Source organism: Uniformispora flossi (genome assembly GCF_049534875.1).
Taxonomy (GTDB): domain Bacteria; phylum Actinomycetota; class Actinomycetes; order Streptomycetales; family Streptomycetaceae; genus Yinghuangia; species Yinghuangia aomiensis.
On sequence record NZ_JBMULZ010000001.1, the window covers coordinates 660,349 to 681,840 of the forward strand.

General features: G+C 70.1%; 18 protein-coding genes and 5 pseudogenes. 10 read left to right on the plus strand and 13 right to left on the minus strand.

The features are described 5' to 3' along the window. Nucleotides 1–234: 234 nt before the first annotated feature. The gene (locus ACPA54_RS02940; protein WP_423526436.1) at nucleotides 235–1,257 is read left to right on the plus strand and encodes a DUF1963 domain-containing protein; all 1,023 of its coding nucleotides are present in this window, start codon (nucleotides 235–237) and stop codon (nucleotides 1,255–1,257) included. Between the two features lie 272 nt (nucleotides 1,258–1,529). On the opposite strand, the pseudogene ACPA54_RS02945 reads toward ACPA54_RS02940, so the two are convergent. From ACPA54_RS02945 to ACPA54_RS02955, 3 genes and pseudogenes are all read right to left on the minus strand, one after another. Next, nucleotides 1,530–1,685, minus strand: a pseudogene (locus ACPA54_RS02945) (IS110 family transposase); the annotation flags it as partial. A 740-nt stretch (nucleotides 1,686–2,425) separates the two neighbouring features. Then, the gene (locus ACPA54_RS02950) at nucleotides 2,426–2,617 is read right to left on the minus strand and encodes an FtsX-like permease family protein (RefSeq protein WP_423526437.1); all 192 of its coding nucleotides are present in this window, start codon (nucleotides 2,615–2,617) and stop codon (nucleotides 2,426–2,428) included. A 157-nt stretch (nucleotides 2,618–2,774) separates the two neighbouring features. Beyond that, nucleotides 2,775–3,485 carry a TetR/AcrR family transcriptional regulator gene (locus ACPA54_RS02955; RefSeq protein ID WP_423526439.1) on the minus strand — a complete coding sequence of 237 codons (711 nt, stop codon included), beginning with the start codon at nucleotides 3,483–3,485 and terminating at the stop codon, nucleotides 2,775–2,777. 86 nt (nucleotides 3,486–3,571) lie between these two features. Between ACPA54_RS02955 and ACPA54_RS02960 the strand changes: the two genes are divergently transcribed. The 3 genes and pseudogenes from ACPA54_RS02960 to ACPA54_RS02970 all read left to right on the plus strand — a co-directional run. Continuing rightward, nucleotides 3,572–5,026, plus strand: coding sequence for an MFS transporter (locus ACPA54_RS02960; protein ID WP_423526441.1), 1,455 nt, complete (start codon nucleotides 3,572–3,574; stop codon nucleotides 5,024–5,026). Continuing rightward, the gene (locus tag ACPA54_RS02965) at nucleotides 5,023–5,379 is read left to right on the plus strand and encodes a nuclear transport factor 2 family protein (protein WP_423526443.1); all 357 of its coding nucleotides are present in this window, start codon (nucleotides 5,023–5,025) and stop codon (nucleotides 5,377–5,379) included. The genes ACPA54_RS02960 and ACPA54_RS02965 overlap by 4 nt, the downstream gene beginning before the upstream one ends. 225 nt (nucleotides 5,380–5,604) lie before the next feature. Then, nucleotides 5,605–6,216: pseudogene (locus ACPA54_RS02970) on the plus strand (IS701 family transposase); the annotation flags it as partial. 264 nt (nucleotides 6,217–6,480) lie between these two features. On the opposite strand, the gene ACPA54_RS02975 reads toward ACPA54_RS02970, so the two are convergent. The 3 genes and pseudogenes from ACPA54_RS02975 to ACPA54_RS02985 all read right to left on the minus strand — a co-directional run bounded on the left by ACPA54_RS02975 (nucleotide 6,481) and on the right by ACPA54_RS02985 (nucleotide 9,450). Continuing rightward, nucleotides 6,481–7,587: an NHL repeat-containing protein gene (locus tag ACPA54_RS02975; protein ID WP_423526445.1), complete on the minus strand. Its 1,107-nt coding sequence runs from the start codon at nucleotides 7,585–7,587 to the stop codon at nucleotides 6,481–6,483. 301 nt (nucleotides 7,588–7,888) lie between these two features. Continuing rightward, nucleotides 7,889–8,332 (minus strand): annotated as a pseudogene (locus ACPA54_RS02980) (NADPH-dependent FMN reductase); the annotation flags it as partial. After that, a complete protein-coding gene (locus tag ACPA54_RS02985; protein ID WP_423526447.1) occupies nucleotides 8,317–9,450 on the minus strand; it encodes an MFS transporter in 1,134 nt (377 codons plus the stop codon). The gene ACPA54_RS02985 and the pseudogene ACPA54_RS02980, both read right to left, overlap by 16 nt. 33 nt (nucleotides 9,451–9,483) lie before the next feature. Between ACPA54_RS02985 and ACPA54_RS02990 the strand changes: the two genes are divergently transcribed. Then, a complete protein-coding gene (locus ACPA54_RS02990; RefSeq protein ID WP_423526879.1) occupies nucleotides 9,484–10,185 on the plus strand; it encodes a 2-phosphosulfolactate phosphatase in 702 nt (233 codons plus the stop codon). A 260-nt stretch (nucleotides 10,186–10,445) separates the two neighbouring features. Here the strand turns inward: ACPA54_RS02990 and ACPA54_RS02995 are convergent, their stop codons facing one another. The 5 genes and pseudogenes from ACPA54_RS02995 to ACPA54_RS03015 all read right to left on the minus strand — a co-directional run bounded on the left by ACPA54_RS02995 (nucleotide 10,446) and on the right by ACPA54_RS03015 (nucleotide 14,193). Next, complete coding sequence (locus ACPA54_RS02995) at nucleotides 10,446–10,967, minus strand: GNAT family N-acetyltransferase (RefSeq protein ID WP_423526449.1); 522 nt, start codon at nucleotides 10,965–10,967, stop codon at nucleotides 10,446–10,448. A 123-nt stretch (nucleotides 10,968–11,090) separates the two neighbouring features. Next, complete coding sequence (locus ACPA54_RS03000) at nucleotides 11,091–11,459, minus strand: hypothetical protein (protein WP_423526891.1); 369 nt, start codon at nucleotides 11,457–11,459, stop codon at nucleotides 11,091–11,093. A gap of 175 nt (nucleotides 11,460–11,634) precedes the next feature. Then, nucleotides 11,635–11,842, minus strand: a pseudogene (locus ACPA54_RS03005) (IS481 family transposase); the annotation flags it as partial. Nucleotides 11,843–12,095: 253 nt separating this feature from the next. After that, the gene (locus tag ACPA54_RS03010; protein ID WP_423526450.1) at nucleotides 12,096–12,974 is read right to left on the minus strand and encodes an NADP-dependent oxidoreductase; all 879 of its coding nucleotides are present in this window, start codon (nucleotides 12,972–12,974) and stop codon (nucleotides 12,096–12,098) included. 34 nt (nucleotides 12,975–13,008) lie between these two features. Further along, entirely contained in the window at nucleotides 13,009–14,193 is a 1,185-nt protein-coding gene (locus ACPA54_RS03015; RefSeq protein ID WP_423526452.1) for an MFS transporter, read from the minus strand. Nucleotides 14,194–14,271: 78 nt separating this feature from the next. Here ACPA54_RS03015 and ACPA54_RS03020 point away from each other — a divergent pair, with 78 nt between their 5' ends. From ACPA54_RS03020 to ACPA54_RS03040, 5 genes and pseudogenes are all read left to right on the plus strand, one after another. Continuing rightward, on the plus strand, nucleotides 14,272–14,679 hold the full coding sequence (locus ACPA54_RS03020) for a MerR family transcriptional regulator (RefSeq protein WP_423526454.1): 408 nt from the start codon (nucleotides 14,272–14,274) through the stop codon (nucleotides 14,677–14,679). 167 nt (nucleotides 14,680–14,846) lie between these two features. After that, nucleotides 14,847–15,413 (plus strand): recombinase family protein, encoded by a 567-nt coding sequence (locus ACPA54_RS03025; RefSeq protein WP_423526456.1) that lies wholly within the window; start codon nucleotides 14,847–14,849, stop codon nucleotides 15,411–15,413. 831 nt (nucleotides 15,414–16,244) lie between these two features. Continuing rightward, a pseudogene (locus ACPA54_RS03030) lies at nucleotides 16,245–17,482 on the plus strand (glycoside hydrolase family 1 protein). Further along, a complete protein-coding gene (locus ACPA54_RS03035; protein ID WP_423526458.1) occupies nucleotides 17,479–18,090 on the plus strand; it encodes a GDSL-type esterase/lipase family protein in 612 nt (203 codons plus the stop codon). The pseudogene ACPA54_RS03030 and the gene ACPA54_RS03035 overlap by 4 nt, the downstream one beginning before the upstream one ends. Nucleotides 18,091–18,138: 48 nt before the next feature. Further along, entirely contained in the window at nucleotides 18,139–19,221 is a 1,083-nt protein-coding gene (locus tag ACPA54_RS03040) for an alpha/beta hydrolase (protein ID WP_423526460.1), read from the plus strand. A 13-nt stretch (nucleotides 19,222–19,234) separates the two neighbouring features. Here ACPA54_RS03040 and ACPA54_RS03045 read toward each other — a convergent pair whose 3' ends face one another. Next, on the minus strand, nucleotides 19,235–19,918 hold the full coding sequence (locus tag ACPA54_RS03045; RefSeq protein WP_423526462.1) for a TetR/AcrR family transcriptional regulator: 684 nt from the start codon (nucleotides 19,916–19,918) through the stop codon (nucleotides 19,235–19,237). A 217-nt stretch (nucleotides 19,919–20,135) separates the two neighbouring features. Next, entirely contained in the window at nucleotides 20,136–21,395 is a 1,260-nt protein-coding gene (locus tag ACPA54_RS03050) for an ABC transporter substrate-binding protein (RefSeq protein WP_423526464.1), read from the minus strand. Nucleotides 21,396–21,492 lie beyond the last annotated feature (97 nt).

Here is a 21,492-nt window from a genome sequence, read left to right on the forward strand (position 1 = left end):
CGGGCAGACATACCTGAGGTGTGCCCAGATGAGTACAGGTGAGCCGAAAAGGCCCGTGAGATCATCGTGAGCTGGCGGTCTTGATGTCTCCATGTCCGACTCGCCGTAAGCTTCCCTGCTCATGGAAGGGAACGGGCGGCAGTGACAACGGGCGGTCGGCCTCCAGGCCACGGAACAACGGGCGATGGCACGCTCAGTTGTGGCGTCGAGATACTCAGCGGCCCGTTCGCGGGCATGCCGTCGGCGCTGGACAGCGTCGACGACGGGCAGGTCTGGGCAGACGTCTTCATTTTCGGCCAGAAGACGCGGATCTCGCTGCCGCGTTGTGAGGTGGCCCTACCGAGGGAAGTCCACCGGCTCGGCATGCACACCACTCGCGCGCAGCCGGTCGATCTCGCCGACTGCCTCCCCGAGTTACTGCCGATGGCCCGGACGACAACCCGGCTGCACCCATGCCCGGGGAATCCATCGACGTCGGACAGTTCTGTGGGCGGGCCGCTGTGCTGGCCCGCCGTCGAGCCGTGGCCGCACTGCACCACGCCCCACGACGCCCCGACCGACGGCGTCCACGAGCCTCGGGGGCCGGTGCCGCTGGTACCGGTCGTCCAGCTGTACGCACGGGACGTACCGGAGTTGCCTTTTCCGCCCGGGACGGACGTACTGCAGGTTCTCTGGTGCCCGTTCGACCACCCGGACGACGATGAGGGGCCTTGGCCGCGGCCGGCGCTGTACTGGCGCGACGAAGCCGCTGTCGGCGCCCAGTTGGCCGCCGACCCGCCCGAGCCGTCCGAAGGCAATCCCTTCGGGACGGTGCCGCGGCCGTGCCTCGTCGATCCGGAGCAGGTCGTCGAGTACCCCAACCCCGACGAACTCGAGTACCAGCCCGAGCGCGCCAGCCGGATCGCGGCTCTCGAGGCGGCGACGGGTTGGTCGTACTTCCGCCATCTGTCCGTGGCACCGGGGGTCAAGGCCGGCGGCTGGCCGGGTTGGACTCAGCCGCCGCGCTGGCCCGAGTGCGCCTGCGGCCGCCGGATGGAGCACCTGATCACGGTCTCCAGCCGAGAGTACGACGTGGAGAGCGGAAAGCGCTGGGCGCCGATCCAGCACGTCGGCGCCGACATCGATCCGCGAGTCGACTCAATCGAACGGGGCTTCAGTCCAACCAGCCTGTGCATCGGTGACATGGGTGGGATGCACCTGTTCGTCTGCCGGAGTTGTCCAGGAACACCCTGGGCGTACCGCTTCGACTGCTCCTGAACGGGACTGTTCGGCGGTCGGGAGCTCCCAGCCATCCGCCTACGCGCAGCACTCGCCGACCAGGCCGCCGCCTGCCCCGACATGGAAATCACCGGCACCCGCGCCCGCTGAACCGGCCCCGTGCCGGGGAATGCGGCCGGGGTACCGGCCGTTGCAGCCCCTGGTCGGTGAGTCCGGTGTCCCCGGGCCCTACCTATCGCCGCCGAGGAATACCGGTTCGGCCGGAGCCTCGGTGAGCCACTCGCCGATAGACATCGCACGGTGTTAGGGCGTCAAGCTGCGGCGAGGAGTGTGGCGGCGAAAGCCTTGTTCTCGTCGAAGTGTTCGCCGCGCTGCAGGCAGTGGTAGAGCTGTCCGATCATCCGGTTGAACAGGTGCCGCTGGGCCTGTGCGTGCCAGTGCCATGCTCGCCGAGCACCTCGGCCTGGACGTTCTCATCAGCCTCCCCAAAGTCCCCCCGGGCTGGGATCGCCACGACATCACATGACTTCGACGTGACGCGCCGCAACACCCCGGAAGAGTGGCTGATCTCTGCGAAGCCGGTACACGGCCTTGGTCCGTGACACGGAAGGAGGCTGCCGCGCACAGCGGTTGCTGGGCCAAGGCCGGGTCGCCACCATGCGAAGCAAACGCGCCCTGACCAACCGCGAGCGCCGGCACCACATCCACGACCTGCTCGGCCAGGGCGGCCGGAGGCCCGGCATTTCATGGAGGCGGAAGCCACCCGCACCATCCGGCCCACCAGCCGAACGCCCCCGGATGTGACGGAGACATGAGCCCGGCGCATGCGCCTCCCGGCCCGCGCATGACCTCCGTCCGTCAGCGCGCCGACAGGCGCCCGGCAGCGGCAGCCGCCTCCTCGCGCCGTAGCAGCATCGCGGGGCCCCAGTCCACGATCGGATGAGCGTAAACACGAACGCCCTTCGGACCGGGAGGAGGCGGCGCCGCTGCGGGGCATCGGCCCAGGTGCGGTGGACGTTCAGCGCCTCCGGGCCAGCGCGACCGCGCCGCTTCGGCGAGTGCGTGAAGGCTCCAAGCGCCGCGGCAATCGCGGGGCTGGAGTGTCAACCGTGCTACTCGTGGCTGCCGATGGTGTCGGCCGGGTTCGCGCGCAGGACGCGTCGCAGGGGCAGCGCGGTCGCAGCGAACGCCAGCATGGCGGCTGCCACTACCACTCCGAGGTAGGCGAGCGGTGGAGCGTACGGAGATCCGCCGCCGTCATGCCGCGGCCGTAGGCACTCAGTGTCCTGTACGCGATCGCCGTCCCCAGCGCGACGACGGTCGCGGTCTCCCAGCGCAGCATCGCCCGGATCTGCCGCCGCGTCGTCCCGACCAGCCGCAGCATGGCGAATTCACGCACGGGCAAGTCCGTTACGTCTTGACCACCTGAACACGCTACGACCGCTGTGTTGGCCAAGGCGGCTTGGTAACAGATCTCGTTCCAGTGGTGTGGCGGTCGCCCTGGCGCTCGGTAGCCATGCGCCTTACCGCCCGCCCTTCCGGGAGTGGACGGCGCCTCAGGGGGCGGGCAGGCCCAGCGATCGGATCAGGTCGCCGATTTCGCTGCGGTAGACCTTGCCGGGATCGGAGGTCTGGTGGCGCAGATGGCCGTAGATCTCCAGCGAGACCAGGCCGTGCATGCGCCCCCACACACGCAGGGCGAGCGCCACGCCCTCGGGCGGGAGGTCGGGGAACAGCTCGCGCACCGTGGCGACCAGCGCCGGATCGAAGTCCGACCAGGCGTAGGCGGTGTCGGACTGGAGCCGGTGGGCCTGGGGCCACGCGCCGGCGACGAGCCCGGTCAGGCCCGCGCACGCGCGCGCCTCGGCGTCGGCCGCGGCACCTTCGGGCGGGGCTTTGTATCCGGGGATGGGATCGCCGTAGACGAGGCGGAAACCCGCGGGATCGGCCAGCGCCCAGTCGCGGAACTCCTGTGCCCAGGCCATGATCCGGCCTCCGGCGTCCTCCTGCGGAAGGGCGTCGCGGGCAGCCTCCGCGGACTGCACGAACGACGTGTACAGGTCCGCGATCAGCGTCGTGACCAGATCGTCTCGCGTGGCGTAGTAGCCGTAGATCGCGTTCGGGGTCATGCCCATCTCGCGTGCGATGGCGCGCAGCGTGATCGCGTCAGGGCCCCCTTGGGCCATGAGGTCCAGGGCGATGGCCTTGATCTGCTGCGAAGCCTCGGCCCTCAGACGGGCCCTCCTGTTGCGCGGCTCGGAGTCCATGGCGTCACTTTACAGCGTTGCACTACTGCTCGCCGTACTGTAACTATACGGCGTGAAGTAAATGAACACCGTAAAGAAGGGTTGAGATGCCCCCTCCGGCTTCCCTGCCGCAACGCACCGGGCTCCGGCTCGCGCTGCTGGTGGCGACCCAGTTCGTCGTCGCCCTCGACTACAACATCGTCTACGTCGCCCTGCCCCACATCGGGGACGGACTGGGCTTCAGCCCCCAATCCCTCCAATGGGTCGTCAGTTCCTACGCCGTGGCCTTCGGCGGCCTGCTCATGCTGGGAGGCCGCCTTGTCGACCTCGTCGGCCGCCGACGCCTGTTCGTCCTCGGCATCGCACTGTTCGCGGTCTCCTGCCTGGCAGCGGGACTCGCGACCGGCCCCGCCGTGCTGCTCGCCGCCCGGGCGGTCCAAGGCGTCGGCGCCGCCATGGTCACCCCCGCGACACTCTCGCTCGTGAACACCGGCTTCGCCGAAGGGCCGGAGCGGACGCGGGCCCTGTCGATGTGGTCGGCGGCCGGCAGCGCCGGCCTGGCGGCGGGGGCCTTGCTCGGGGGCGTGCTCACCCAGGCCGGCGGCTGGCGCTGGGTGATGCTGGTGATGGTCCCGCCCGCACTGCTCATCGCGATCGCAGCCCCTCGGCTGCTCGCACAGGATCCCGCAAGGGAACAGACTTCCGGCGGCTTCGACTTCCCGGGCGCGTTCGCCGTCACCGCCGGATCCACGCTGCTGGTCTTCGGACTGGCGAGCGGACCGCAGGCAGGCTGGGGCTCCGTGCGCGGCACCGGCGCGATCGCCGCCGGCGTGCTCCTGCTCGGCGTGCTGGTCGCCGTGGAACGCCGTGCGGCGCAACCGCTCGTGCCGCCGCGCCTGCTGCGCAACCGCAACCTCGCGGTGGCGATGTCGGTGATCCTGGTGTTCCAGAGTGCCCTGGGCGGCGCCTACTACATCTTCACCACCTACTTGCAGACCGGCCACGGCTACAGCGCGCTGGCCACCGGCCTCGCATTCCTCCCGGTCACCGTCCTGTCCGTCCTCGCCGGCATGCGGCTGGGCCCCGCCATGATCGGCCGCCACGGCGTCCGTACGACACTGTTCGCCGGCATGCTCGTCAACGGACTCGGAATCGGGGCACTCGCCCTCGGCATGTCGACCGGCGCGCCGTTCTGGACCCTGCTCCCCGGGATAGCGATCTGGGGCATCGGCGGCGGGGCCACCTTCACCGCCATGTTCGTCACCGCGGCCACCGGCGTGGACGCCGCCGAACAGGGCGTCGCCTCGGCCATGGCGACCACCGCCCAGCAACTCGGCGGCGCCGCGGGACTCGCCCTGCTCGTCGCCGTCGCCAACGCGGGCGTGCATGCCCACGGCGGCCACGTCCCCGCCGAGGACCTCGTCCGCGGTCTGCGCAACGCAGGCCTGGTGGCCGGCGCAGCCGCCATCCTCGGAGCGTTCCTCGCCCTCGCGCTGAAGCGTCGGCCCACTGCCGCGCTACCGCGTGAATCCACCACCACACCAGAAGAGACCGCCGTGTGAACCACACGACCGACAACCTCGTCCGCGCCGGCTTCGACGCATGGAACGAGCTGGACGCCGACCGCCGCGACGCCGCGCTCGAAGCCCTGTTCGCGCCGGACGCCCGCATCATCGACCCAAACTGGACGGCCACAGGCCGCGAGGAGATTCTCGCCGCCGTCGGCCAGGTGCGGAACAAGCTCGGCGACATGTTCCTCGCCCTGACCAAGGTGGTCGGAGCCAACCTCGGGACGGCCCTGCTCACCTGGGAACCGACCCCGCTCGCCGCCGGAGCCGCGCCGGTGGCCACCAGCTACGGCACGGTGGTCGCCGAGGGCGGCCAGGTCGTCCAGGCCGGCAACTCCTGCGGCTGAGCCCGAGGAGAGGACAGGGCTCGGTGACTCCGTGGGCCGCTCGGGACGCGCCGGGCGGGCCACGGAGTCCGTGTGCGGGACCCGGATGCGCCACGGATTCGGAACAACGCCTGGAGATATACCGCGGCAAACCACCCGGACGCCGCCCACCAGCCCGATCGGGTTCGGCATCCGGCCAAGTAATGGCCTTTCGCGGCGGCCCGCAGCCTGGCCCTCCAGGCTCTTCTCGCGGAGGCGATGGTCGCCCGCGCGATCGACGAGGGCATCCCGTTCCGGTGGGTGACCGCGGACGCCGGCTACGGCTACAGCAAGGGCTGGCGCTCGGAGTTGGAACGGCGGGACGTCTTCCACATGATGGCGACCACCCGCCACGACACGGTCGTCACACGCTGGGCGGTCGACCACCCTGTCCGCGACTTGTTCCCGGGCCTGCCGCGGCAGAAGTGGAAGCGCCGGTCCTGCGGCGACGGCGCCCACGGCCGCCGCCTCTACGACTGGGCCCGGGTCGAAGTCCGACCCTGGCACCGCCCCGACCGCAAACACCGGGTCCTGGCCCGACGCAGCATCACCCGGCCCGACGAGGTGTCCTACTACATCGCCTACTTCCCCGCCGACACCACCCTCGACCAGCTGATCCGCATCGCGGGCAGCCGCTGGGCAGTCGAGGAATGCTTCCAGACCGCGAAGCAGGAATGCGGCCTGGACGACTACCAGGTCCGCCGCTACGACGACCGGCCCCGCCACATGACCCTGGCCATGGCCGCCCACGCAGCCTTGACCGTCCTGCGCGCCCGACAACTCGACGCCGGGAAAGCAGAAACGGATCCTCCGAACTGATCCACCTCAGCCTCGCCGAAATCCGACGCCTGATCCACCGCCTCACACAACGACGACCGGCCCCGTCGAACACATACTCCACTGGTCACACTGGCGACGCCGCCGCCAACGCCAAGCCCACACCAGCCACTACAAACAACGAGGACACCCACTCCCCACCTGACAGAACAAACGCCGTTGCAGTACTGGATGGTTCGCTCACTGTGGCGGCGGCTGCGGACTCGACCAGCGCCCTGCGATGTTCGAGTCGGCAGCCGGTCCGGATCAGCGCCGGATGCCCGCCCAGGACGAGCCCGGTCCGCCGTCCGCCGGCAGGGTGCTCGTTCCGACGGCCCAGACGGTGCCGTCCGACGCGGTCGTGGCTCCGAACACGGGCCCGGAGCCCGGGGGTTCCTGGGAGCGGGTCAGCGCCCCGTCCGACCCGACCGTGAGAACGTAGTTGCCGTCGGGGTTCACCTCCTTGTTCTGGGTTTCGCCGGTGAACACCGGCCTGCCGTCACGGGTGACGGCAACGTCGAAGAGCTGCGACTCCTCGTGCGGCGTCGCCATCTTCGTCCACCGGCGCCCGTCGAAGTGCACGACGAGCGACCGCCGGAACACCTCGGCGTCGGACTCGTTCCCGACTACCCAGATCTGATTGCCGTGGAACTCAATCGCGTCGTAGTAGACGTCTCCGAGGTCGTCCGGCAGTTTCTGGGAAACCCACCCGCCGCGCTCGAACCGCGCCACCGTGCTCCCGGACACCGCGTACAGGGTGCCCGCGGGGCTGAAGGCCAACCCGTGGGCGTACCGCACGAGTTCCGATCCCGGGGTCAGCGACCAGTTCCCGGCCGGGTCCCGGCGGAACACCCCGTACGTTTCCTGGCCGGTGTTGTCGTTGCCCCACCCGCCGGCCACGTAGACGTTGCCGCCGGGATCCGCGGCGACGCTTTCCAGGTAGCCCCAGGCTCCGTCGCCACCCGGGAACGGCGTGGCGACCTCCGACCAGGCCGAGCCGTTCCACCGTTGCAGCAGGGGGCGGGTCTCGAAACGCTTGGGGGCGATCTGACGGCTCACCGCGCCGGCCGCCCATACCTGGCCGGGTCCCGCCACGGCGACGTCAACGAGACGCCCGCCGTCGTACGGCTGCGGCGGCGCGTCCCAACTCCTGCCGTTCCAACGCACCGCTATCGGTGACGTGCCCCCGTCGGCACGGTCCCCGAAACCGACCGCCCAAGTCTCCGTCCCGACGCTCTCCACATCATGCAGCCTGCTCAGCGGCAGATCCGGCGGGCTGACGTCCCGCCACCGGTCCTCGGCGACGGCGGGGCTCGCGAACACCCCGGCCAACACCGCACCTCCCACGAGCACACTTACGGCAGACCGCACCATGCGGCCACGCAAACGAATCGACACGTTGCTCCCACGAGAATCGGGTGCGGAGGAAACTCCTCCTCGTACGGTCCGACTCCCAGACGGCGCGTTCCGTCACACCCGTCGTCGCGGTGCACATCCGGCATCGGCGGGCGAAGCCCGGTTGCCGACGGCGCCAGGGCCTCGCGGGGGGCCGGCGGCGGGCCTCCGAAAGCGCGAACCTCGACGTAGGCCGGAAGATCCGGATCGCCGCCAACCACTGGATCAAGGATCTCCTCGACGAGGGCGGTACCCGTCGGCTCTGACAAGGAAACAGGTCCCATGCCTGGTGGAAACTGACGCCGTCTCGGACGGTCACGCAATGCAGTTCCGCGAAGACCAGGCGCAGGGCCTCCACGGCCCGCAGGCCACCGGAGAACCCGCCGTAGGAGACGAATCCGACGGGCTTGGCGTGCCATTGGTCGCGGTGCAGGTCGATGGCGTGCTTGAGGTGTGCCGGGAAGCTGTGGTTGTACTCGGGGGTCACGATCACGTATGCGTCGGCTGCGGCCACCCGGGTTGCGAGCACCCGCAGCGCGGGCGGGCGGACGGCTTCGGGGCCGGGGTGCCCGGATGGCAGGTCGAGAGTCGCAACATCGAGCGTGTCGATCGCGAAACGGCCCTGTTCGTCGGCCTGTTCGGCGAACCAGTCGGCGACGACGGGTCCGCGGCGTCCCTCACGCGTCGATCCGACGATGATCGCGAGGTTCAGCGGGCGGTCCAGGGGCCTCCTTCGTTCGTTCCTTCGATCGTGTCGTGATCCGCCGCTGTCCGTGCGGGCAAGGGAGGGTGGTCAGGCAGTGCCGCGCCGCCCGCTGGGTGACGCGCCTCGTCACGCGGGCCCGTCAGGACCAGGGCCGCGGCGGCGAGGCAGCCGGCGGCTATCAGCCACATGACGTCGCGCGTTTCGCCGACCGGGACGAGCAGGGCGAGACCGATCCCGGCGCCGCACTGCAGAGCGGTGGACCCGAGGCCGGAGGCGGTGCCCTGCTCCGTTGCCCGCACTCCCTGCCCGACGATGACCCACAGCGCGGTGAACGTCGTCCCGGTGCCCAGCCCGTGGCAGACGACACCGGCGAGCAGGTACGTGTAGCCGGCGTCGGGGACAAGGACCAGGACGAGCGCGGCCGCCGCCGACCCGAGCGCCGAGGTCACCAGGCCGGCGCACAACGTGGCGCGTACTCCCCAGCGGCCGATGGCCCGCTCGCCCAGCAGGTTGCCGGCGGTGATGGCCAGCGTGGGTGCGAGGAACGCGACACCCGTACGGACGGGGGAGAAACCCAGGTCGTCCTGCAGGTACAGCGTCAGGAAGTAGGTGAGTGACTGGGCCGTGGCCCCGAACGCGAGGACGACGGCGAGCGTGCGCGCGCGGGTACGCACCAGGCGGGGCGGCACGAGCGGCTCGCGGGCACGCGATTCGACAGCTGCGAAGCCGGCCAGCAGCACCAGGGCGGCAACGGCGCAGCCGACCACCCGGGCGCTCGTCCAGCCCCAGCGCTCCCCCTGGGCGAGTGCGAACACGAGCAGCGTGATGCCGCATGTGCCGGTCACCGCACCGGCGATGTCGAACCCCCCTCGACCGCGTCCGGATTCGGCACGACACCTGTCGGCCGGCAGCAGCACCCATGCACCCGTCCACGCGACGGCCGCCAGGGGCAGGTTCACCCAGAACACCGCGGGCCAGCCGAACGCCCCGGTCAGCGCTCCGCCGAGCAGCGACCCCAGACTCAGGCCGGCCGCCCCGGAAACCGACCACAGGCCGAGGGCGCGGTTACGCGCGGGCCCTTCGGCGAACATCGTCGTGACGAGGGAGAGCGTCGCGTCGAACGCATTGAGACGCAAGCGTCCTGAGTAGGCTGCGCCGGCATGATCGGAATGAACGCTCGTTTCGTTGGTATCCCCGAGCTGGCCGAGGCCCCGTCCGTGGCGGTCGTAGTCGACGTCATGCGCGCTTTCACCGTGGCTGCCTGGGCCTTTGCCCGGGGGGCGGAAATGATCGTTCTTGCCGAGTCGCTGGACGACGCTCTGGCCCTGAAGGCCCACCACCCGGACTGGGTGGCACTCAAAGACGGTCCGCCCGCGGCCGGGTTCGACATGGTCAACTCTCCAGGCATGCTGCGGGCAGCTGACCTTCGCGGACGGATCGTTGTGCAGAAGACCACCGCAGGGACGGTCGGCGCTCTTGCCGTCAAGGATGCACCGCTCGTGCTGTGCGCCGGCTTCGTGGTGGCGGAGGCGACCGCTCGGCTCTTGCGGGCACGCAAGGGCGACAGTGTCACCTTCGTGGTCACCGGCGAAGAGGGACGGGCCGATGAAGACTTGGCGTGCGCCGAATACATCGCTCGCCGGTCGAACGACGCCGAGGCGGATGCTTCCGTGTTCCTCCGCCGAGCCGCCGAGTCTCGCGCCGCTGCCGAGCTTGCCGAGGGGGTGCGTCAGGGAGTGCATCCTGACGACGTCGCACTCTGCCTTGAGCTCGACCGGTTTCCCTTTGCCATGGTGGCAGCCTTGGAAGACTCGCTCATGGTCCTGCGTCCGCGCGCCGTACCGGAGCAGGTCGACGACACCGTGCCCTGATAAGCGCGAGCCAACATACGGGCAGGCTGCGTCGAGCACGTCTCGATGGCGGTGCGTCGGTGGCGGGAGCCGCCCTACCCCTGGTCACGATCCACAAGTCTTGACCATTGCTCTCCCGACGGCATCACCGCAACAGACTTCGCCTGGGGCGGCCACGGCCTACGGAGACACGAAGCTTCACCGTCGACGCCACCGTGGCGCAGCGCGAGGCGACATCCCACTCGATCCACCGGTCTTGACGACTACATCCGTGGCCCCTGTCACCGCTTGGATTCCGGAGACTCCTCGGTGGCGAGTTCCTTCACGTACCGATGTGCGGGCACGGACACATCGCCTTCGTCGCTCGGTGCAGCGTGTTCGAACAGGCCTTCGTCCGTCCAGCCGTTACGGGCGTAGAACCGGCGCGCCCGCGCGTTCCCAGGCACCACGGCCAGCCATGCCTGCCGATGGCCGCCCGCCACAACGAGGCGCTCCGCTTCCCGGAGCAGCACCACCGCCACTCCGCTGCCTCGGTGCCGCGCGGACATGTACACCTGCTCGACCTCGTCGCCGACCACCATGACGAATCCCGCCACGTCGCCGTCGACCACGGCAACGGTGGTATCGCCGACGCGCCGCGCGGCGCGGTCCACGAACGACGCCTGCGTCCGCACCGCGACCAGCGCGTCGGGGACGTTCCCTAGGTGCCCGTCGCACCATCCGCGGTACCAGATGTCGGCAACCGCCTCCGCATCCGCAGGGCCGGCCGGCCGCAGTACGAGTTGTTCGGCTTCAACGGACATGTGGGCGGCCTCCTGGGGGCGGGGCGGTGGTGCGTCCATCAAGTGGTCGGCTCAAGATGTGAGCTTCGCCGACGTCCTCAAGGTCCAAGTACGGAATCACGACCACCTAGGCCACGCTGTCGCTTATGGTACGACCCAGCCACACGACAGTTCGCCCGTCATTGGCGACGAAGGTGAGCAGATCGACGCGCGCCGTTGGACTTGTAGCGCCGCGGCGTCGTGTGTGCTGCCGAGGTCGTAGGTGAGGAATCCGACGAAGCCTCCGGTGTCGGCGGGCAGGACGGAGATCCGTCGGCGTTCGGCGGTGGTGGCTGCGGCGGCGTGCCCGGCGGTGATCTGCCGGTGGTGGTGCTCGAGGGCTTGGGTGTAGAGGGCGGGTGCTCCGCGGAGGTTGTCCAGGCGTCCGTGGGCTGCCCGCAGTTCGGCGTGGGCGTCCGCGAGGTCGCGGCTGTCGCAGCGGCGCGGCCGGCGGCCAAGGAGGCGCCGGTGCATTGGAGAAATTCTCTGCGGCACACGTCGTCCTATTCCGCCAAGAGGCCGTCGGACGCCGCGGCGGCGGGGCTGCCGTCGGGTGCGTGCCGCCCGGCTTCGGCCAGGGAGACCAGCTTGCCGTGCGCGCCGAGGGCTTTGTCCAGGGCTCGGGCGATGCGGGGTGTGGGTGAGCGGCGTGCGTGTTCGAGGTCGCTGATGATGCTCTTGCTAGTGCATGGGCGAAGGCGTCGGCCCGGTAGCAGGCGCCGTTGTCTGTGACGATCATTTCGATGCGGTGTATGCCGTGGGCTGCGAACCACGCGAGCTCTGTGCATGAACAAGACGGCGGTTACGGCCTTCTGGTCGGAGAGTGCCTCGGTGTAGGCGAGTCGGCTGAACCCGTCGCGGTCGGCTGGTGTCGAGGTGTTGACGGCCGGTCCATCAGGCCGAGTGCACCGTTGTGACGGTAGCGGTTGCCCCACTTGGAGGCGCAGGCCCGCGAGATTCCCATCTCGGCAGCCACATGGGCATCGGGCGGTTCTCGCAGCGTCCGATGAGGCAACGGCGTCCTTCGACGGACAGCCGGGGCGTTGGCGTGTGAGAAGGGGAGTCTTCCGGCAGTGACTGCGGAGGACGGGCGCGGGGGCGGGATGCTCTTCAGAAGGTGATGAGGATCTTGCCGAGTAGGCCGCCGGCTTCGAAGCGTTCGTGGGCGGCACGGATGTCGGTGTAGGGGTAGCGGCCGGCGATCCGTAGGTGGAGTTCGTTGGTGTCGACGAGCTTGGCGAGTTGCGCGAGGTCGGTGGCGTTCTCCTGGACGTAGCTCTTGCGGGCGCCCGGTACGTCGGGCAGGGGGCGGTCGGCGATGGAGACGTAGCGTCCGCCGGGGGCGAGGGCGGCGGCTGCGTCGATGCCGGCCGTGTCGAGGATTACCCGATAACGGCCGTAGGGCAGGTCGTCGCGGCGGTGCCAGACCTCCTGGGCACCGAGTTCCCGGGCGGCATGTTCGTGTCCGGGGCGGGAGACCAGAGCATCAACCTGAGCACCGGTTTGGCGGGCGAGTTGGACGGCCAGGCCGCCGACCGCCCCGGCCGCGCCGATGACCAGGATGCGCTCGCCGGGGGTCAACTCGGCGTTGCGCAGGGCCTGCAGGGCGGTCACCCCGGCCAGGGGCAAAGCCGCCGCGTCGGCCAACGGCACCGTGGTCGGCGCAGCGGTGACCAAGTGGCCGGGCAGGGCCACGTGCTCGGCCCACGTACCGCGGCCGGTGGCGATCTGCGCGGACATGGCGACCACCGGCTGGCCTACTTCGTGGGCAGGGTCGGTGCTGGCGACGATACGGCCGGCCAGGTCCCAGCCGAGCGTGGCCGGCAACGGCGGGCCGACCTGCCAGGCGCGGGTCTTCCAGTCCACCGGGTTGAGACTGCTGGCTGTAGTGCGGATGAGGACTTCGCCGTCGGCGAGGGCGGGTACAGCGATCTCGCGGACGGTCAGGGCGTCGGGGCCGCCGTGGCGGTCGATCTGTACAGCATGCATGGTCGGGAGAGGACCTTCCGGGGAGGGTGGATGTTCAAGCGACCGTAGAGACGGCGGCGTTGCCGGTACGCGACGCAGTACGGGTGCGGGGCAGAATCAGATAGGTCAGGGCCAGACCGGTCAGGCTCAGCACGGCACCTGCCAGCCCGGTCCAGCGCAGCGCGCCCGCGGCCATGAGGAGCCCGCCGAGAGCGGAGCCGACTGCGGCGCCGAGGTTGAACGCCCCGACGTTGACGGAGGCCGCCAGGGCCGGTGCTGCCCCGGCGTGGCGCAGGATCAGGCCCTGCAGCGGGGCGATGGTGGCGGTGGCGAACAGGCCGAGGACGAGGACGGCAAGGACGGCGGTGGGCTGCCAGGCAACAGCGAACGGCATGGCCACCAACACGCCGGTCAGACCGCCGAACACGCCGCGCACGGTGGCGGACAGGGACTTGTCGGTCAGCTTGCCGGCAGCCAGGTTGCCCAGGAAGCTGCCGGCGCCGTAGGCCAGCAGGAGGGCGGAGACAGCGGCCGGGGAGAAGCCGGCGAGGCGGGTGAGCAGTGGCGCGATGTAGGTGAACACGACGGCGACGCCCGAGAAGCCGACCGCGGTGGTGGCGATGGCCAGCAGCACCGGTTTGCGGGTCACCACGCGCAACTCGTCACGCAACCTCGAAGCCGGCGCCTGCTGTTTGGGCAGGGCCAGCGCCAGCAACGCGACGGCGGCCAAGGTGAGCGCGGTGAGCACCGCAAACGGGGCGCGCCAGCCGGCGGCATGCCCCAGCAGCGAGCCCAAGGGCACTCCGAGCAAGGTGGCCACGGTGAACCCGGAGGCCACGACGGCAATCGCCGAACCGGTCTTGTGCTCGGGCACCAAGCTTGTGGCCATCACCAGCGCCAGTGCCACGAACGCGGCGTGGCTGAGCGAGGAGATCAGCCGCCCTGCCAGCAGCATTTCGAAGGATGAGGCCATGGCGCTGAGCGCGCTGCCTGCGGCGAACAGCAGCATCAGACCGAGCGCCAGTCCCTTGCGCGGCAGCCGAGCGGTCGCCATGGTCACCACGGGACCGCCGAGTACCACTCCGAGCGCGTAGGCGGTCACCGCCTGCCCGGCAGTACCTTCCGACACCTGAAGATCCGAACCCACCTCGGGTAGCAGACCTGCGACCAGGTACTCCGACGTTCCGACAACGAAGGTGCTCGCACACAAGGCGGCGAGCGAGGCGAAGCTTTTACTCATGCCGGGACGCTAGAGTCTCACATCGATGTGAGAGTCAAGCGGCGTTGCCACCGCCACAGCATCCCCCAGGAGGAACACATGCGGATCGGTGAGCTGTCCCGCAGAACCGGCGTACACGAACGACTGCTGCGCTACTACGAGGAGCAGCACCTGCTCCAGCCGGAGCGCCGCCCCAGTGGCTACCGCGAATACAACGAGGCGGACGTAGACACCGTGCGCCGCATCCGGAGCCTGCTCGCCGCCGGTCTGAACACCGCCACCATCGCCACGATCCTGCCCTGCCTGCGCGACGAGGACGAGCGCCTGGTGCCGACCTGCTCCGACCTTCTCGCCGACCTGTTCAAGGAACGCGCGCGGATCACCAAGGCCATCACCGACCTGGAAATCTCCCGGTTCGCGCTCGACAACGTCATCGCCGCCGCCCCCGCCGACGTCGCTGCACGCGTGAACGACGTAGGGGCGGCGGCTCCCGCATCCACACGGTGACTGTCACCATCTGCGGCGGCCGGCGCTGGCCGTATGGCCAGGACAGCCGGCTGCTCACCGATGTCAACAACGTCAAGTCCCGCAGCAGCTAGTGTGATGCGCCGTAAATCCCAGGGGTAAGTTCTACTCTGCCGGCAGAGGCGTGGACGCTCACTTCGGTGCACTCGGTGCTGAGCAACCCCCGCTACACCGGACGCCAGGTCTGGAACCGGCAACGCACCGACCACGAACTGCTTGACCCGGACAACACCACCCTCGGGCACCGCGACGTCCAACGACGCAACACCCCGGACGAGTGGGTCATCTCCGCAAAGCAAGCCCACCCGGCACTGGTCAGCGAGGCGGACTTCGTCGCCGCACAGAGCATCCACCCCGACAAGACCGCACCCGAGCACACCTACCAACTCGCCGGACTCCTGCGCTGCGGGCACTGCCGACGGCGGATGGAATCGTGTTGGTCGAACGGCCGCGCCGCGTACCGCTGCCGCCACGGACACTCCAGCGCCATGCCTCGGGACCCGAGCCGGACGCCGAACGCGTATGTGCGCGAGGACCGAGTCCTCGCCCGCCTGCCGGCGCTCCATCTGATGTGCACCGGAGAGGACGCGGCACCTGACCCGGCGGGCGCACTCGCCCGTCTCCGCTCTGACGGCATCGGACTGATCTACAACCAGGTCGGTCGCACTGTGACCGCCGACACCGACAAGAAGGAGAGGATCGCCATCGGCCGATAGAACCCACAGCGCCGACCGGTCTCGGACACCCGGTCAGAGCGCGACCGACACCCACCCCGAACCGCAAGGAGGCGGCCGCCAGACCCAGACCTCGGAAACGACGAACACCCGCCTCGGCCGAGGCCAAGCACGGGTGCCGATCGATGCTGCCCACAAACCGAAGTTCGTGGGGCAATTATGTGTCCGATCCCTATCTCCAAAATTGTCGGCGGTTCCGAGCTGCGGTTGCCCGAGGCATAAGGGCCCCCGGCGGGCCCTCGCCTCGTCCACGACGTGCTTCCGGCCCCGCCATGGCGGGATTCGCGCGTGTGGCGGACGGGCGGCCCGGACGCTCAGATCGCCGCTGACGCGGACGGGGCAGGTGGCGGCGAGGGCTGTGTAACGAGGGTGGCCGCTGCACGACGACGTGGTCGTCGCGTCGAATGCGAGCCGCAGTGGGACCGCCGCCTGGGCGCTGCGTCGGGGCCGGCGCGCCCACCCGGGCGACCCGACGAACCGGCGACGCTGATCGTGCGCTGCACGGCCGAGGGCCGGACCCGGAGCGCGGTCCGCGTCCAGCGCGATTCGGCGCCTCTGTCACCGTCCGGGACGCCGCCTGTCGCCGGCGGCTCTCGCCACTCTCCGGTCCGGCGACCGCTCAGCTCGCCGGGTTGGCCCGATCACTGGAGATCTTGTTTTCTGCGGGCGCCGATAATAGATTTCTGCCCCCGCAGACTATTACCCGGCCCTGGTCGGGAAGTCTCTCCGAGCGCCTCGCGACCACCCCGTGAACGGACAACGCACATGACGGACACCATCGGCCCGGAAGGCTCGAACGCCGGCGCAGCGCCCATGCTCGCCGAGGGCGGCCGGTGGCCTGCGGGCTTCCTCATGGGGGCATCCACCTCCGCCCACCAGACGGAAGGCAACAACGTCTCCGCCGACTGGTGGGGCTTGGAACGCCTGGCCGGCTCCGGCGCGCTCGGCGGCCACCTGCGCGAGCCGAGCGGGGACGCGGTCGACAGCTTCCACCGCTGGCCCGAGGACATGGACCTGCTGCGGGAACTCGGCTTCAACGCCTACCGCTTCAGCATCGAATGGGCGCGTATCGAGCCGGAGGAGGGCCTTGTCTCCCGTGCGGCGATAGCGCATTACCGGGCCATGGTGCGCGGTGCCGTCGAACGCGGCCTGACCCCGGTGGTCACGCTGCACCACTTCACGAGCCCGCGCTGGTTGGCAGCGCGCGGCGGCTGGACGGCGGCCGGCGCCGTGGAGTCGTTCGTCCGGTACGTGGAAACGGCCGTGGAGGTGCTGGGCGACGACGTCGAGTACGTGGCCACCATCAACGAGCCCAACATGCCGGCCCTGACCGCCGCCTTCCTGAGCCTGGCGCCGGAGGCCCTGACCGAGATCAACCCGGCGGCCGTCGAACCCGACCGCGAGACGACCGACGCGTTGATCCGTGCGCACAAGGCTGCCGCCACGGCGTTGAAGCGGGCCAATCCCCGCTACCGGGTGGGCTGGACCGTCGCCAACCAGGTTTACCAGGCGGAACCCGGGGCGAGGACGTCGCCACCGCGACCTCGTACCCGCGTGAGGACGTGCTCCTCGAAGCCGCCCGCGGAGACGACTGGGTCGGCGTCCAGGCCTACACCCGGACCCGTATCGGGCCCGACGGTCCGCTGCCCGTGCCGGAGGACGCCGAGCGCACGCTCACCGGCTGGGAGTTCTACCCCGAGGCGATCGGCCATGCCGTACGGCACACCGCTGCCGTGGTCGGTCCTGACGTCCCCATGCTGGTCACCGAGAACGGCATTGCGACGACGGACGACGATCGCCGCATTGCCTACACCACCGGCGCGCTGTCCGCACTCGCCGACGCCATCCAGGACGGCTGCGACGTGCGCGGCTACCTGCACTGGTCGGCCCTCGACAACTACGAATGGGGCTCGTACATCCCGACGTTCGGCCTCATCGCCGTCGACCACACGACTTTCGCCCGTACCCCGAAGCCGTCCGCGCGCTGGCTGGGAGCCCTGGCCCGCGACATCACCGGCGGCACCCGCACCGAACTGAAGGACCGGCCGTGAACCTCGTATATAAGCTGGGCCGCCGCTACATGCTGAGGACGTCGATGCACATGCGGGCGAGCCAGTTCGCCCAACTCCCGCCGGCCACCGGACGTGTGGTCTTCTTCGGCGACAGCATCACCGAAGGCGGCCTCTGGGACGAGTGGTTCCCGACCACCGCGTTGATCAACCGGGGCATCGGCGGGAACACCATCGAGGACCTGCGGGCCCGGATCGACACGGCGATCGACAATCCCGCCGCCGTGTTCCTGCTGGTAGGGACCAACGATCTCGGTCTGGGCTACCGCGTGGAGCGGGTGGCCGACGAGATGCGCGGACTGGTCGCGCTGATCCGCGAACGTGCCCCCGAGACGGAGCTGTTCATCCAGAGCGTCATGCCCAGGCAGACGAAGTTCGCCGACCGCATCCGGCAGCTCAACACCGTCAACCGGGACATCGCCGCAGGCGCCGGAGCCGAGTACATCGATCTGTGGCCGGCACTGGCGGACAGGGAAGGCGCCCTGCGTGCCGAGTACACCCGCGACAAGCTCCACCTCGGCGGTGCGGGCTACGCGGCGTGGGTGGAAGTGCTGCGCCCGCATGTGGAACGGTTCTCCGCTCGCAGGTGAGCTGCCGCCGACCCCGACCCGGGCGTCCACGAGAAAGGACTCTCCGCCATGCCGCTCGCTCCCGAGATCGCCGAGTTCCTCAGCATGCTGCGCGACCTGCCGGCGGAGTTGCGGGAATCCGATGCCATGCCGATCGAGCAGGGCCGTGAACTGCACGACGCCTCGGTGGACTTCCTGACGCCCGTGGAGCAGCGCGGCACGGTGGCCTCGGTCCAGGATGCGTCCGTGTCCGGGCCGGGCGGCCCGGTCGGCATCCGGATCTACCGGCCTGTCCAGGCGGAGCCCGGCCCGGTGCCGACGCTGATGTGGATGCATGGCGGCAGCTGGTCGTCCGGCAGTCTCAAGACCGCCGACGTCGAATCCCGCGCCCTGTGCGAAGGCGCCGGAGTGGTGGTCGTCTCCGTCGACTACCGGCTCGCCCCCGAACACCTCTTCCCCGCCGGCCTCGACGACTGCGGCGCCGTCCTGCGGTGGATCCCGGCGAACATCGGCCTCCTCGGCGGCGACGCCGCACGCATCGCCGTGGGAGGCGAAAGTGCGGGCGCCACGTTCGCCGCGGTCCTCGGCCAGAACACCACCGGGCACGACGTGCCGCTCGCCGCCCAGATGCTCGTCTGTCCGGCCACCGACCTCAGCGCGGCCACCGACGACTTCCCTTCGCGGCGAGCCTACGAACGCGGCTACCTCTTCGAGACCGCCGACATCGAGACCGCCGCGAGGCGGTACCTCGCTCCCGGTACGGACCGCACCGACCCGCGCATCTCCCCCTTACACGGCAAGGACCTCGCAGCGGTCCCGCCGATGCTGCTGGTCACCGTCGAGTTCGACCCGCTGCACGACGAGGCCGTCGCCTACGGGCGCAAGGTCGCCGATTCCGGGGTACGCGTGGTCCACCGCGACATCGAAGGCCTGGTGCACGGCTCGCTGGGCATGATCGGCGTCTCACCGACCGCCCGAGCCGGCCTGGCCACCGCGGCCGCAGCACTGGCCGAACTCCTCGGCGTCCACGGCACCATCCCTCCGGCCGCGACACAAGGCGGGGCATTCCTCGCCCACTCCGAACGGCCGGGCCCGGCGGCGGCTATCGCCCAGCTTCTTCGGGAAGCCGGCCGGCCGGCCATCGAGCCCTGACGGAGAGCGCCGGTCAGGCGGTGGGGGGCTCAGCGAGGAAGACCGCGGCGATTCCCTCGAGGGCTACCTTGAGTAGCGTCGCGAACTGCTCCTCCTGGTCCGGTTGTTCGTCGGGAACACCGGCCGCCAGCAAGGGCGTGGGATAGTCGCTCTGGCCGCGGATCATGGCCGTGAACGCCTTGTGCGTCTCCGTACCGTGGGCCTGCTGTGCCCGCTGGACGAACACGGCGCGGGCATTGGCGGAGACAAGCTCAGCAACGACGCCGAGGGCACGCACGGCGGACGTAGCGGTGAAGCCGTCGCGCACCATGGCTTCCAGGACGCGCTCGACCTGGGCGAGCTGGCGCTGCCCGGCGACGCCTTCCAGGAGCACATGGTCGACGGGCGTCCCGTGGGCGACGAGCGCGTCCCGCATCACCTGGGCGAAGGCGGAGGCCCAGGTGCGCCAGTCGGCGTCGGGAGCGGGCATCCAGGACTCGTCGAAGGCCTCTTCAAGGCGTGCGACGGCGACGAGCGCGACCATCTCCTCGCGGTCGGCGACGTGGTGGTAGAGCGTGCCGCGGGGTACGCCGAGCCGGTCGGCGACGGCCTGCATGCTCAACACGTGTCCGGCGGCGTCGAGTTCGAGCGCCGCGTCGATGATCTTGCGGCGGCTGATGAGGGGCGGCCGTCCCGGTCGCCGCTTGACCTCGCTCATCCGCCGTCTCCTCGGGGCCGTACCGCATTCCGGCAGCGGTCTGCCTGCCGCACAGCCTACCGGTCAGGCGTCGGAGCAGATCTTGTGTGCACCGGCGGCAGAGCGCGGATGCCGGGCGCCGGCCAGGTGTGAGCCCCCGCGTGCGCGAGACGCGACGGAGGCTCACACCGGTGCGGCACCGCGACCCCCCGGCGGCCGCGGTGCCGCGGTGCGGCCGCTACTGCGTCGAGGGCACGAAGCGGTTCGCCGCCGGGTCGTAGGTCATCGGGTGCAGCGGGATCGAGCCGCTGGTGCTGTCGCGGCTGTAGGTGGCGTTCTCGGCGTAGCTGGGGATGTGGAAGCTGCCGAGCCCGAAGCCGGATTCTTGGAAGGTGCGGTAGTCGAGGGTGCGGCCGGCTTTCTCGGCGATGGCTTTGAAGAGCGTGACGTTGATGCAGGCGGTCCACAGCGACGCGCTGGGGTTCGGTTGTCCGGACGGGACGGTGTTGGGGTCGACGAGTTTGCCCGTGAGGTCGGGGTGGGCGGCTTCCATGGTGGCGATGCACTCCTGCATCGCGGGGTCGTGGTCCCAGTCCAGGGTGGCGCTCGCGGTCTGCGCGCCGTCGAGGACGGAGTAGTCGTGCTTGCCCTTGTCCAGCAGGTATCCGTAGGGGATGCCGACGAAGGTCATGCGGGGCCGCCAGTCGGTCTTCTCGATCACGGCGGGCATGGTCTGTCCCGCGCTGCCGGCCAGGAGGACGGTGTCGGCGCCCGCCGCGCGGGCCTTCTGCACCATGACGCCGGACTGTTGGGCGAGTGCCGCCGCGTCGAGTCCGACCGCGGGGAGGTAGCCCGTCGCCACCGGCGTGGCGCCGGCGTTGCGGAGGAGAGGCAGGACGCTGTTCTCGACGGTCGCCTGGGATTGGACGTCGCCGATGACGGCGAGCTTCTTGCCCGCGTACACGCCCCGGTCGAGGAGGATGCGGACCGCGTCCGCGAACTGGTCGTCGCCGCTGTTCTCGGCGAACCACGGTGCCTGGGCCTTGGCGTAGGCCTCTTTCGGCTGCGGTGCGGCGACCAGGGCGGTCTTGTAGGTCTCCGTGTAGCAGTTCGTCTGGTTCGGCATGACGAAGTTGCCGAGCACCGCGAAGACCTTCTCGTCCTGGGTGAGCTTGACGCAGGCCTCCTGCGCCGCCGCGGGCGAGACGACGCTGATCTTGCCGAACACCGGGACGATGCGGCGGCCGTTGATCCCGCCCGCCGCGTTGACCTTGTCGATCAGGGCCTGGTACGCCGCCTCGTAGTCGCCGAGGTCGATGTTCACGAACGCCTTCACGCTCTCCATGTCCGGATACGCGATACCCACCTTCACCGCGTCGGCGGTCACGCCGGGCGCCACCGCGGCCGCACCCGTTCCGGGCCCGCCGCCGGTCGCCGTTTGGCTTGCCTTGTCCTCGACGGTGCAGCCGGCCGCCGCGGCAGCGAGGGTTACCGTCATGACCACGGCAACCCAGCTCCGCGCGATGGCACCACGACGACGAGCGGCAATCTTTGGGGCAAGAGGCACGGGTAACTCCTTGGCCTGGCGGGGCGGA

Bases quoted from the DNA above. Each gene is read 5' to 3' on its own strand.
- ACPA54_RS02940 (WP_423526436.1), top strand. From the start codon at position 235: ATGCCGTCGGCGCTGGACAGCGTCGACGACGGGCAGGTCTGGGCAGAC.
- ACPA54_RS02975 (WP_423526445.1), bottom strand. From the start codon at position 7,587: ATGGTGCGGTCTGCCGTAAGTGTGCTCGTGGGAGGTGCGGTGTTGGCC.
- ACPA54_RS03040 (WP_423526460.1), top strand. From the start codon at position 18,139: ATGCCGCTCGCTCCCGAGATCGCCGAGTTCCTCAGCATGCTGCGCGAC.
- ACPA54_RS03020 (WP_423526454.1), top strand. From the start codon at position 14,272: ATGCGGATCGGTGAGCTGTCCCGCAGAACCGGCGTACACGAACGACTG.
- ACPA54_RS03010 (WP_423526450.1), bottom strand. From the start codon at position 12,974: ATGCATGCTGTACAGATCGACCGCCACGGCGGCCCCGACGCCCTGACC.
- ACPA54_RS02990 (WP_423526879.1), top strand. From the start codon at position 9,484: ATGAACGCTCGTTTCGTTGGTATCCCCGAGCTGGCCGAGGCCCCGTCC.
- ACPA54_RS02995 (WP_423526449.1), bottom strand. From the start codon at position 10,967: ATGTCCGTTGAAGCCGAACAACTCGTACTGCGGCCGGCCGGCCCTGCG.
- ACPA54_RS03050 (WP_423526464.1), bottom strand. From the start codon at position 21,395: ATGACGGTAACCCTCGCTGCCGCGGCGGCCGGCTGCACCGTCGAGGAC.
- ACPA54_RS03045 (WP_423526462.1), bottom strand. From the start codon at position 19,918: ATGAGCGAGGTCAAGCGGCGACCGGGACGGCCGCCCCTCATCAGCCGC.
- ACPA54_RS02955 (WP_423526439.1), bottom strand. From the start codon at position 3,485: ATGGACTCCGAGCCGCGCAACAGGAGGGCCCGTCTGAGGGCCGAGGCT.
- ACPA54_RS03015 (WP_423526452.1), bottom strand. From the start codon at position 14,193: ATGAGTAAAAGCTTCGCCTCGCTCGCCGCCTTGTGTGCGAGCACCTTC.
- ACPA54_RS03000 (WP_423526891.1), bottom strand. From the start codon at position 11,459: ATGCACCGGCGCCTCCTTGGCCGCCGGCCGCGCCGCTGCGACAGCCGC.
- ACPA54_RS02960 (WP_423526441.1), top strand. From the start codon at position 3,572: ATGCCCCCTCCGGCTTCCCTGCCGCAACGCACCGGGCTCCGGCTCGCG.